Source organism: Caulobacter sp. DWP3-1-3b2, assembly GCF_049896325.1.
In the GTDB taxonomy this organism is placed as follows: Bacteria; Pseudomonadota; Alphaproteobacteria; order Caulobacterales; family Caulobacteraceae; genus Caulobacter.
This window is the reverse complement of record NZ_JAFCUB010000058.1, coordinates 1-11751: the sequence shown is the minus strand read 5'-3', so window position 1 is coordinate 11751 and position 11751 is coordinate 1. Positions and strand designations below refer to the sequence as shown.

Sequence of the window (11751 nt, the reverse complement as noted above, 5' to 3'; positions counted from 1 at the left end):
CCACGGTCCTATTTAGTTTTGGCGCTTGTTGTACACGGCCCACTTCCCCCCCCCTTTTGGGTGTTTTAAATAAACACAAAACGCCCGGGGGCTATGCCTCTGGGCGTTTTTCGTTTCATGCTGACAGCGTTATCGGCGATGACACCGGTGGACATCGGTCGGAAAGGCCCGATAGGCTAGCGGTATCATTGAAGCGACGAGCCAACGTCGCGCGCGTTCTGGGAGGGAAACACATGGTCGATCTCAATCGCCGAGGCGCGCTGGGCGCGGTCTTCACCGGCGCCGCCGCGGCCGCTCTTCCCACGATCGCCGACGCCGCGACCGCCGCCGCCAAGCCCGCCGCGACCTGGGCCAAGGGCGTCGAGGGCCAGCGCAAAGCCGATCTCGGAGACGGGACCTTCCTCAACCCCATCCTGGCCGGCGACCATCCCGACCCGTCGATCCTCAAGGACGGCGAGCTCTATTACATGACCCACTCGTCGTTTGACGCCTATCCGGGCCTGCTCATCTGGCGCTCGACGGATCTCGTCAACTGGACCCCGGTGACCGCCGCCCTGAAGACCAATGTCGGCTCGATCTGGGCGCCCGAGCTCTGCAAGCACCGGGGCCGCTACTACATCTTCCTGCCGGCCAAGTTTCCCGACAACAACACCAGCTATGTGATCTGGGCCGACCAGATCGAGGGTCCGTGGAGCGAGCCGGTCGATCTGAAGCTGCCGCGCTATATCGATCCCGGCCATGTGGTCGACGAACACGGCGTACGCTGGCTGTTCCTGTCGGGTGGCGACCGCATCCAGTTGGCGCCCGACGGACTGTCCACCATCGGCAAGCCCGAGCACGTCTATGATCCGTGGCACTATCCCGAGGACTGGGACGTCGAGGGCTTCTCGCCCGAGGGCCCCAAGGTCACCAAGCGCGGCGACTACTATTACCTGGTCACCGCCGTGGGCGGGACGGCCGGCCCGCCGACTGGCCACATGGTCATCGTCGCGCGGTCCAAGTCGTTGGCCGGGCCCTGGGAGAACGATCCGAAAAACCCCATCGTGCGCACCACCGACAATAGCGAAAAGTGGTGGTCGCGCGGCCACGCCACCTTGGTCCAGGGTCCGGCCGGCGACTGGTGGACCGTCTATCACGGCTACGAAAACGGCTTTTATACCCTGGGCCGCCAGACCCTGCTGGCCCCGGTGACCTGGACCAAGGACGGCTGGTTCGAGGTGGGCGGCGGCGATCTGTCCAAGCCGCTCCCCAAGCCCAAGGGTGGCAAGGTGGGTCCCCACGGCCTGGCTTTGTCGGATGACTTCGGCGCCGACAAGCACGGCCTGCAATGGAACTTCTTCGATCCCAAGCCAGGCGAGCACGACCGCATCAGCCGGTCCGGCGGGGTCATGACCCTGAAGGGGGCCGGCGAGGCGCCCAGCACCGGCGCTCCGCTGATCTTCGTCAACGGCGACCAAGCCTATGAGATCGAATGCGAGATCGAGGTCGATCCCGACACGCGGGCCGGCCTGATCCTGTTCTATGACCGCCAGCTCTATTGCGGCCTGGGCTTCGACACCAAGAACTTCGTCACTCATCAGTACGGCATCGAGCGCGGCCGGCCGGCCAATCCGCAGGGGTCGAAGATGCTGATGCGGCTGAAAAACGACCGCCACATCGTGTCCTTCCACACCAGCGGGGACGGCGGCGCGACCTGGAAGCGGTTCGACCGCGGCATGGAGGTCTCGGGCTACCACCACAATGTGCGCGGCGGCTTCCTGATGTTGAAGCCGGGCCTCTACGCGGCCGGCAAGGGCTCGGCGCGGTTCAAGGGCTTCAAATACCGGGCGCTAGCATAATCCATGTTGTCATCCCGGACAAGCGCGCGGCGCGGAGATCTGGGACCGACGCGTGAACGCCGGCGCTTTCGGCGGTCCCGGATCGGCGGTCGTCCGGACCTTGTCCGGGATGACAATCGTTTGGTGGAAAGATCGATGACGCTCAAGCCCCTCCTCCTCGCCGCCGCCCTCCTGATCGCGACGCCCGTCCTCGCCCAGGCCCCGGCTGATCCGCCGCCGTTCAAGGCGACCAAGATCATCCTGGTCGGCGACTCGACCACGGCGGTGCGCAGCGGCTGGGGCGGGGCGTTCTGCGGCCAGCGGGTGACGTCGGCCGTGGCCTGCGTAAACCTTGGGCGCGGCGGGCGCAGCACCAAGACCTATCGCAGCGAAGGATCCTGGACCCTGGCCCTCTCCGAGATGAAGGCCGGGGGCTTCGCCGACACCTATGTGCTGATCCAGTTCGGCCACAACGACGCCTATGGCCGGGCCGAGCGCCTGACCGACCTGAAGACCGAGTTTCCGACCAATCTGAAGCGCTATGTCGCCGACGTGCGCGCGGCGGGCGCCCATCCGGTGCTGGTGACCCCACTGTCACGCCGACAGTTCAGCGACGGCAAGCTGGTCGACGACCTGATCCCGTGGGCCCAGGCCATCCGCGCCGTCGCCGCCGAAACCGCCACGCCGCTGGTCGACTTGAACGCCCGCAGCGCCGCCGCCGCTCAGGCGCTAGGCCCCGTGAAGGTGGCGGACTGGGCCGAGGGGCCGCCCTCGGCGGAGGTGGCCAAGGCCCTGGCGACCGGCACGACGGTCGGCGTGAAGTTCTATGAGCCGCCGATCCCAGGCGCCGTCGCCGTGCCGATGCCCGCGCCGGGCGCGCCGGGCGAGGCGCCCTTCGACTATACCCACCTGGGTCCGGTGGGGGCGGAGGCTTGCGCGACGATCGTGGCTGAAGCGTTGGCGAAGGCGGTTCCGGAGTTGGCGCGGGTCTTGGCGCCGTAGAGCTGAGACGCCCCTACTTCACCCAAGCCGGTCCGCTGAACTCCGTCTCGATCCGCACCTCCACCGCGTCGCTGACGCCCATGGTCGTGCCCGGGGCCGGCACGCCGAAGCCCATGCCGAAGTCGGAGCGCTTGAACACGCCGTGGGCCGAAAAGCCGATGCGGGCGTGCGAGTCCATGTCGAAGCCCGCATAGCCGCCGTTGAAGGTCGCTTCCAGCACCACTGGCTTGGTGACGCCATGCAGGGTCAGGTCGCCGGTCATCTTCGCCTTATTGGCGCCGGTGACCTCGATCTTGGTCGAGCGGAAGGTGATGGCCGGATATTTCGCGGCGTCGAACCAGGATGGCCCGGTCAGTTCGTCGCGGAAGCCGGCCGGCGGGCTGGGGATCACCAGGGAGCGCGGGTCGATCGTCGCCTCTACGCTGGCCGCCGCCGGATTGGCCGGGTCGAATTTCAGCTTGGCGTCGAAGGCGGCGAACTGGGCCGTATATTGCGAAAAGCCGAGATGGCCGACCTTGAACACCACCGTCGAGTGGCTCTTGTCGAGCGTGTAGTCGCCGGCCGGAACCTGGGGCATGACGGGCTGAGCGGGGCCGGCGGCCGGCGTCGCCGGCGGGGCGGCCTCCCTGTCGGCGGGCGGCGAACAGGCGGCCAGTGCGGCCGCGGCCGCGACGGCCATCAGGGCCAAACGGAAGGGCCGGCGGCGGGTTGGCGCGGTCATGGTGGGCTCCCTCGAACTTTTGTCAGCGTCGTCAGCCCAAGGACGAAGCTGGGGACGATGATCCGACATCGCGGCGCGGACTTTGTTGGCCCCGCTTCCCCGCGCCCCTAACTGAGCAGCTGCCGCACGGTGGCGCCCAGCACGCGGGCCAGGGCCTGGCGGTCGGTGTCGGGATGGTTGACCGCGCGCATGATCATGCCGTCGAACAGCATGCCGACCACTTCGCTGCGGGCATGGAACTCCGCATCGCTCCAAGCGGGATTGCGGCTGCGCTCCAGCATGCCGCGGGCGAAGGCGCGTTCCTGTTCGTCGGCGGCGCGGACAATGCAGGCCACCTTGGGATTGCGCGCCGCCTCGGCCAGCACTTCCAGCACCAGGGCCGCGCGGCGCAGGTCGAAGCATTTGTCGACTGCCTCGGGCAGGTGCTCGGTCATGGCGTCCAGCAGGTCGCCAGGCCGGCTTTTCATCTCGGCGAACTTCTCGCGCATCTCGGCCAGGTCCTGGGCGACGATGGCGGCGATGATCGCCTCCTTGTTCTCGAAATAGCGATAGATCTGGCCGACACTGAGACCCGCCGCCTTGGCGATCTCGGCCATGCTGGCGCCATGGAACCCGGCCTGGCGCACGCAGTCGCAGGCCGCGTCAAGAATCTGCTGGCGTCGGGCTTCCGGCGTCGGCCTGCACACGGCCTGGGCTTCGTCGTCCATGGAAAGCTACAAGTCCCAATTAAATTTCCGTCGCGTCAACCTGGACGGAACCCCCGAGGTTGACTTGCGACAACCCCGGAACTATGTCCAGCCCGATTGAGAATGAACGTTCATTCTCATGTTGGTTACCACCAGGGCCTCGTCAAGGCCAAGCGCCTGCGGCGCCCTGTCGCTCCTGGGGTTTCTCTATGTCCGTCAACCGTTCTCGCGCCGTCCTTTCGGCGGCCTGCCTCGCGGCCATCGCGCTGACCCTGGCCGCCTGTGGCCAAGGCAAGGGCGCGGGCGGGGCCGGCGGCATGGGACCGCGCGGCCCCTCGCCGGTGGGCGTGATCATCGCCAGGATCGAGCCGGTCACCCTGACCTCCGAACTGACCGGCCGCACCTCGGCCCACCTGATCTCCGAGGTGCGTCCGCAGGTCGGCGGCATCGTCAAGGCGCGGCTGTTCCAGGAAGGCGGCTATGTCCGCGCCGGTCAGGCGCTGTACCAAATCGACGCCGCGACCTATCAGGTCGCCTATAACAGCGCCGCCGCTGGTCTCGCCCAGGCCCAGGCCCAGGCCACCGCCGCCCGTCTCAAGGCCGAGCGCTACAAGGGCCTGGTCGAGATCAACGCAGTCTCCAAGCAGGACAATGACGACGCCCAGGCCGCGTCCCTGACGGCCGCCGCCAATGTCGCCGCCCAGAAGGCCGCCGTCGACGGCGCCCGCATCAATCTGGGCTATACCCGCGTGCTGGCCCCGATCTCGGGCCGCATCGGCAAGAGCACGGTGACCCCGGGCGCCCTGGTCACCGCCGGCCAGGCCACGGCCCTGGCCACGGTGCAGGACCTGTCGAAGATCTATGTCGACCTGACCCAGTCGTCCTCGGACATGCTGAAGCTGCAGAGCGCCCTGAACAGCGGCCAGCTGGGCCGCTCGGGTTCGGCTCAGGTGACCCTGAAGCTGGAAGACGGCTCCACCTATCCCGTGCCCGGCCGCCTGGAGTTCTCCGACGTCAGCGTCGATCCCACCACCGGGTCGGTCGGCCTGCGCGCCACCTTCGACAATCCCAATGGCGTGCTGCTGCCGGGCATGTATGTCCGCGCCATTCTCGGCAAGGGCGTGGCCAATGGCGGCATGCTGATCCCGCAAGCGGCCGTCAGCCGTGATCCCAAGGGCAACGCCACCGTGATGGTGGTCGGCGCCAAGAGCCTGGCCGAGCCACGTGTCGTGGTCGCCAGCCAGACGATCGGCGACAAGTGGCTGGTGACCTCGGGCCTGAAGCCGGGTGACCAGGTCATCGTCGAAGGCCTGCAGAAGGTGCGCCCCGGCGCGCCGGTCAAGGCCGCCGTCATCACCGCTCCTGCTACCTCTGCTCAACGCTAAGGCCGGTCCCCGATGCTTTCCCGTTTCTTCATCGACCGGCCGATCTTTGCCTGGGTCGTGGCCATCGTCATCATGCTGGCGGGGGCCCTGGCCATCCGCAGCCTGCCGATCGCCCAATATCCCAACATCGCCCTGCCCCAGGTCGCTGTGACCGCCGTCTATCCCGGCGCCTCGGCCAAGACCGTCGAGGACAGCGTCACCCAGGTCATCGAGCAGAAGATGAAGGGCCTCGACGGCCTGGATCACATGGCCTCGACCAGCGACAACTTGGGCCGGGCCACGACGACACTGACCTTCAAGGCCGGCACCGATATCGACATCGCCCAGGTGCAGGTCCAGAACAAGCTGCAGACCGCCACCGCCCTGCTGCCGCAGGAAGTGCAGCAGCAAGGCCTGACAGTGGCCAAGTCGGCCCGGAACTTCCTGCTGGTGGTCGGCATGTATTCGGAGGATCCCAAGACCACCGCCACCGACCTGGCCGACTACATCTCCAGCAACCTGCAGGACCCGCTGAGCCGCGTCGACGGCGTGGGCGACATCCAGATGTTCGGCTCGCAATACGCCATGCGCATCTGGTTGGATCCGACCAAGCTGGCCAGCTTCAGCCTGAACCCAGCCGACGTGCAGGCCGCCATCCGGGCCCAGAACGCCCAGGTCTCGGCTGGCCAGCTGGGCGGGGCGCCCAACCTGCCGGGCACGGCCCTGAACGCCACGATCACCGCCCAGTCGCGCCTGACCACCCCGGCCGAGTTCGAGAACATCATCGTCAGGAACAGCGCCGGCGGCGCCATCGTCCACCTGCGCGACGTGGCCCGCGTCGAGCTGGGCGCCGAGAGCTACGGCTTTGGCGCCAAGTACAACGGCAAGCCGGCCGCCGGCATCGCCATCAAGCTGGCGCCCGGCGCCAATGCGCTGGACACGGCCGACGCCGTCAAGAGGCGGGTCGAGGAGCTCTCCAAGACCTTCCCTGCCGGCTATCAGTACGTGGTCCCTTACGACTCCACCCCTTTCGTGAAGCTGTCGATCGAGGAGGTCATCAAGACCCTGATCGAGGCCATCATCCTGGTCTTCATCGTCATGTTCCTGTTCCTGCAGAACTGGCGCGCCACGCTGATCCCGACCATCGCCGTGCCCGTTGTGCTGCTGGGCACCTTCGGAATCCTGTCGATCTTCGGCTATTCCATCAACACTTTGACCATGTTCGGCCTGGTGCTTGCCATCGGCCTGCTGGTCGATGACGCCATCGTCGTGGTCGAGAACGTCGAGCGGGTGATGAGCGAGGAAGGCCTGTCGCCCGTCGAAGCCACGCGCAAGTCGATGGACGAGATCACCGGCGCCCTGGTCGGCATCGCCCTGGTGCTGGCCGCAGTGTTCGTGCCCATGGCCTTCTTCAGCGGCTCGCAGGGCGTGATCTATCGCCAGTTCTCGATCACCATCGTCTCGGCCATGGGCCTGTCGGTGCTGGTCGCCCTGGTGCTGACCCCGGCCCTCTGCGCCACCTTGCTGCAGCCGGCTCGCCAGGGCCATGGCGAGCCTTTGCGGACAGACCGTACGGGTCCGCTGGGCGGGGTCATGAATTTCTTCAACCGGTTCTTCAACTGGTTCAACCGCAGCTTCGACCATATGAGCCGCAACTATCAGGGCTCGGTGCGCGGCATCCTGGGCAAGAGCGCCCGCTGGATGCTGGCCTATGGCGTGGTCATACTGGTGATGGGCTTCCTGTTCATCCGCCTGCCCAGCGCCTTCCTGCCGGAAGAGGACCAGGGCACGATGTTCACCATCGTCCAACTGCCGCCGGGTGCCACCGAGGAACGCACCCAGCGGGTGCTGGACCAGGTGCGCGACCACTTCCTGGTCGACGAGAAGGACGCGGTGCAGGCGGTGTTCACCGTCGCCGGCTTCAGCTTCAGCGGCGCCGGCCAGAACGCCGGCCTGGCCTTCGTTCGGATGAAGGACTTCGACGAGCGCAAGGCCGCCCGGCTCAAGGCCCCGGCCGTCGCCGGCCGCGCCATGGGCAAGTTCATGCAGATTCGCGACGCCATGGTCTTCGCCATCGTGCCGCCGGCCGTGCCGGAACTGGGCACCTCCTCGGGCTTCGACTTCCAGCTGCAGGACATCGGCGGCGTCGGCCACGAGGCCCTGCTGGCGGCGCGCAACCAGGTGCTCGGCATGGCGGCAAAAGACCCGGCCCTGGCCGGCGTCCGCCCCAACGGCCAGGACGACACCCCGCAGCTGAAGATCGACATCGACCAGGCCAAGGCCGGGGCGATGGGCCTGACCACGGCCGACATCAACGCCGCGCTGAGCACCGCCTGGGGCGGGGCCTATGTGAACGACTTCATCGACCGGGGCCGGATCAAGAAGGTCTATGTCCAGGCCGACGCGCCCTATCGCATGCGGCCCGAGGACCTCAACAACTGGTACGTCCGCACCGGCAGCGGCGCGATGGCGCCGTTCAGCGCCTTCGCCACCACCCGCTGGGTCTACGGTTCGCCGCGCCTTGAGCGCTATAATGGCCTGTCGTCGATGAACATCCAGGGAGCCCCAGCCCCGGGCAAGAGCTCGGGCCAGGCCATGGACGCCATGGAAAAGATCGCCGCCCAGCTGCCCCCGGGCATCAGCTTCGAATGGACCGGCCTGTCGGCCCAAGAGCGCGAGTCGGGCAGCCAGGCGCCCGCCCTCTATGGCGTCTCGATCCTGGTGGTCTTCCTGCTGCTGGCGGCGCTTTATGAGAGCTGGTCGATCCCGCTGTCGGTGATCCTGGTCATTCCACTGGGCATCGTCGGCGCCCTGCTGGCCACCACCCTGCGCGGCCTGTCCAACGACATCTACTTCCAGGTGGGCCTGCTGACGACCATGGGCCTGGCGTCCAAGAACGCCATCCTGATCGTCGAGTTCGCCAAGGATCTGCACGAAAAGGGCATGGACCTGGTCGAGGCCACGGTGGAGGCCGTGCGCATCCGTCTGCGGCCGATCATCATGACCTCGCTGGCCTTCATCTTCGGCGTGTTGCCCTTGGCGATTTCGAACGGGGCTGGATCCGGCAGCCAGCACGCCATCGGCACTGGCGTGATCGGCGGCATGATCTCGGCCACCGTCCTGGCGATCTTCTTCGTCCCGTTGTTCTTCGTGATCGTCGAACGGATTTTCAAACCCAAGCCGCGCCATGTCGCCGAGACGCCTGTCACCCCGGCCGAGGGCCACTGAGATGAACTTGCGTAGCCTGACCCTGGCCCTGTTGGCCGCCTCGGCCCTCGGCGCCTGCACCCTGGCCCCCGCCACCGTGCGTCCGGCCCTGGCGGTCGACAACGCCTGGCCGGTCGCGGCCTCGAATACCGGCTCTAGGGTCACCGCCACCGACCTGGGCTGGCGCGAGGTGTTCGAAGACCCGCGCCTGCAAGGCGTCATCGAGATGGCCCTCAGCAACAACCGCGACCTGCGGGTGGCGGTGCTGAACATCGAGCAGGCCCGCGCCCAGTACCGCATTCAGCGCGCGGCGCTCATTCCGGGCATCGACGCCTCGGCGATGGGGACCCGAGGCCAGAGCTCATCGTCGCAAACGGCCAATATCCCCGGCGTGGCGGTCGGTCGCGACATCGAGAGCTACTCGGCCGGCGTCGGCGTCACGTCCTACGAACTGGACATTTTCGGCCGCGTGCGCAGCCTCAAAGACGCGGCGCTGCAGAGCTATCTGGCCACCCGCGAAAACAGCCGCGCGGTGCAGATCAGCCTGATCGCCCAGACGGCCGGCACGTGGCTGACCCTGGCCGCCGACCAGGACCTGCTGGCCCTGTCGCTAGAGACCCTGTCCACCCGCGACCAGTCCATGACCCTGATCCGCCGGCGCTTCGAGGCCGGCGCGATCTCGCTGCTGGAAGTGCGCGAGGCCGAGACCCTGGTCGAGAACGCCCGCTCCGACGTGGCGACCTATCTGGCCCAGGTCGAGCAGGACAGGAACGCCCTGCGGCTGGTGGTCGGCGCCGATGCGCTGAACGACCTGCTGCCGGCCGGCGGGCTGGTCACCGCCCAGATCCTGCCCGACCTGCCGGCTGGCCTGCCTTCGGACGTGCTGACCCGTCGCCCCGACGTGCTGGCCGCCGAGCACGGCCTGGCCGGCGCCAACGCCAATATCGGCGCGGCCCGCGCGGCCTTCTTCCCCAGCATCAGCCTGACCGGCCAGACCGGCGTGGCCAGCAACGATCTGGGCGGCCTGTTCGACAGCGGCAGCGGCGCCTGGAGCTTCACGCCGCGCATCAGCCTGCCGATCTTCAACGGCGGGGCCAATATGGCCAATCTCGACAGCGCCAAGGCCGGCCGCGACATCGCCATAGCCCAGTACGAACGGGCCGTGCAGACCGCGTTCCGCGAAGTCTCCGACGGCTTGGCCGTCCAGGCCACCATCCAGGACCGGGTCGGCTCGCAGGAGCGCCTGGTCGCCGCCGCCAACGACACGGTCCGCCTGTCGCGGGCCCGCTACGGCGCGGGGATCGACAGCTCGCTCAGCCTGCTCGACTCCGAGCGCACGCTCTATACGGCCCGGAAGGGCTTGATCAACACCCGCCTGGTGCGCGCCACCAACCTGGCCACCCTCTACAAGGCCCTCGGCGGCGGCGCCCCCGCCGCGCCGGGGACCTAGAGGATTTCCCGACCTGACTGCGTCAGGCCGTGAGCTCTAATCTTCTGTTTTGACGTATTTTTTTTCACGCGAACCGGAACCACTTCGCTCGAAAAATGCTCTAGACGGACCACGCGATCCCCCATGCGCCCCCTCCCCCAAGCGTGCCATTTTCCTTCTCCCCTTGCGGGAGAAGGACGCGATAGCAAGATCGCTGAATTGGGTATGCGGAGCGGGCCCTACCTTACCCGCTTCCATACCGAGATCGGGATCGTCCCGTCTGCCGCCGCCGGCACCTGGTAGCTCAGTTCCTCGCCCTTCAGCTCATATCGCCGCTTCTGCTCCGTGCCCTCCCAATTGGGATAGGACGCGCCCTCGATTCGGAAGGTCAGCACGTGGGCCGGCGCGTCGATCGTCACAGTCCCATAATGGGTGCTCGACCCCAGCACGGCGCTCTCGAACTCGGCCGCCGTGCCCTTGCGCTTGTCGGCCAAGGCGAACCTCGGCCGCTCCGCCTTGAAGATCTGCAGGCTGTAACGGCCTTGGTCATCGACAATCAGCCGGCCCTTGGGCGCCTCGCCATAGCCGTGGGTGCGCGCCCCGCCGGGATGCAGGTCGTCGGCGGCGACCAAGATCCAGGTCCCCCCCAGCGATGGCTCGGCCGCGTGCGCCGCCGAGACCGACAAGGCCGCTAACGTCAAACCGAAAGCCACGCCCCATGGCCGCGTCGTGGTCGTGCTCATGTCGATCTCCAGTGATAACTTGTTTGACAGGTTACTTGTGCACCTTCGACGACGCATCCTAACCTGTCAATTCGGTTACTGGACAGGAACGCATGATCGCGAAGGCGGAAATCCGCGACGGCTTCAAGTTTCGAGGCGGCCGCCTGGTGCTCGACCTGCCGGCGACGATGACCGGTCGCCTGGGCGCCGCGCCCCGCGACCTGCTGGCCACGCCCGCCGATCTCGATCGCTGGCTGGTCGCCGCCGGCTTGGCCGAGGTCTCGCCCAGCGCCACCGACGGCAACCTGGTCCAGGCCCGCGGCCTGCGCGAGGCGCTCTATCGCCTGGCCTTGGCCCGCGCCACGGGCGGCGACCTGCCGAGCCTCGACCGCGAGCTGATCAATGGCTTCGCCGCCCTGCCCGCCGCCCCGCCCTGGCTGGGCGAGGATGGCCGCGCTCGGTTGTTTGGCGATGCGCGCAGCCTGTTGGCCGGCCTGGCCCGTGACGGCGTCGACCTGCTGGGCGGCGAGCTCTCCGACCGCATCCGCCAGTGCGAAGGCCCGCCCTGCGCGGTGCTGTTCCTCGACACCTCCCGCAAGGGGGACAGGCGGTGGTGCTCGATGACCGCGTGCGGGAACAGGGCGAAGGCGGCAGGGTTTCGGAAGCGGGAACGGTCTCTCTAATTCCGCTCATCCCGGCGAAGGCCGGGATGTGGATTCACACTTGAAGTGCAACAGGGCGTAGACCTCGGCGGGTGTCTGGAAGCCCAGGCACTTTCGAGGCGTGTGGTTGTGGAGCCTGTT

General features: G+C 67.5%; 9 protein-coding genes. 6 read left to right on the top strand and 3 right to left on the bottom strand.

Features of this window, described 5'->3' with window-relative positions:
- Positions 1-233: 233 nt before the first annotated feature.
- Together ACP7AG_RS20975 and ACP7AG_RS20970 are read left to right on the top strand one after the other, a co-directional pair.
- Positions 234-1838 carry a family 43 glycosylhydrolase gene (locus ACP7AG_RS20975; RefSeq protein WP_426033335.1) on the top strand — a complete coding sequence of 535 codons (1605 nt, stop codon included), beginning with the start codon at positions 234-236 and terminating at the stop codon, positions 1836-1838.
- 135 nt (positions 1839-1973) lie between these two features.
- A complete protein-coding gene (locus ACP7AG_RS20970; RefSeq protein WP_426033333.1) occupies positions 1974-2819 on the top strand; it encodes a rhamnogalacturonan acetylesterase in 846 nt (281 codons plus the stop codon).
- Positions 2820-2832: 13 nt separating this feature from the next.
- On the opposite strand, the gene ACP7AG_RS20965 is transcribed toward ACP7AG_RS20970, so the two are convergent.
- Together ACP7AG_RS20965 and ACP7AG_RS20960 are read right to left on the bottom strand one after the other, a co-directional pair.
- Positions 2833-3540 (bottom strand): YceI family protein, encoded by a 708-nt coding sequence (locus ACP7AG_RS20965; RefSeq protein ID WP_426033331.1) that lies wholly within the window; start codon positions 3538-3540, stop codon positions 2833-2835.
- Between the two features lie 107 nt (positions 3541-3647).
- On the bottom strand, positions 3648-4247 hold the full coding sequence (locus ACP7AG_RS20960; RefSeq protein WP_426013114.1) for a TetR/AcrR family transcriptional regulator: 600 nt from the start codon (positions 4245-4247) through the stop codon (positions 3648-3650).
- Positions 4248-4435: 188 nt separating this feature from the next.
- Here ACP7AG_RS20960 and ACP7AG_RS20955 point away from each other — a divergent pair, with 188 nt between their 5' ends.
- The 3 genes from ACP7AG_RS20955 to ACP7AG_RS20945 are packed head-to-tail and all read left to right on the top strand — an operon-like array spanning position 4436 to position 10247.
- Positions 4436-5611 carry an efflux RND transporter periplasmic adaptor subunit gene (locus ACP7AG_RS20955; protein WP_426033329.1) on the top strand — a complete coding sequence of 392 codons (1176 nt, stop codon included), beginning with the start codon at positions 4436-4438 and terminating at the stop codon, positions 5609-5611.
- 12 nt (positions 5612-5623) lie between these two features.
- Complete coding sequence (locus tag ACP7AG_RS20950) at positions 5624-8818, top strand: efflux RND transporter permease subunit (protein ID WP_426033327.1); 3195 nt, start codon at positions 5624-5626, stop codon at positions 8816-8818.
- Position 8819: 1 nt separating this feature from the next.
- Positions 8820-10247 carry an efflux transporter outer membrane subunit gene (locus ACP7AG_RS20945; RefSeq protein ID WP_426033325.1) on the top strand — a complete coding sequence of 476 codons (1428 nt, stop codon included), beginning with the start codon at positions 8820-8822 and terminating at the stop codon, positions 10245-10247.
- A 218-nt stretch (positions 10248-10465) separates the two neighbouring features.
- On the opposite strand, the gene ACP7AG_RS20940 is transcribed toward ACP7AG_RS20945, so the two are convergent.
- Positions 10466-10969 carry a lipocalin-like domain-containing protein gene (locus tag ACP7AG_RS20940; RefSeq protein WP_426013120.1) on the bottom strand — a complete coding sequence of 168 codons (504 nt, stop codon included), beginning with the start codon at positions 10967-10969 and terminating at the stop codon, positions 10466-10468.
- Between the two features lie 92 nt (positions 10970-11061).
- Between ACP7AG_RS20940 and ACP7AG_RS20935 the strand changes: the two genes are divergently transcribed.
- Positions 11062-11631, top strand: coding sequence for a CGNR zinc finger domain-containing protein (locus ACP7AG_RS20935; RefSeq protein WP_426033323.1), 570 nt, complete (start codon positions 11062-11064; stop codon positions 11629-11631).
- Positions 11632-11751 lie beyond the last annotated feature (120 nt).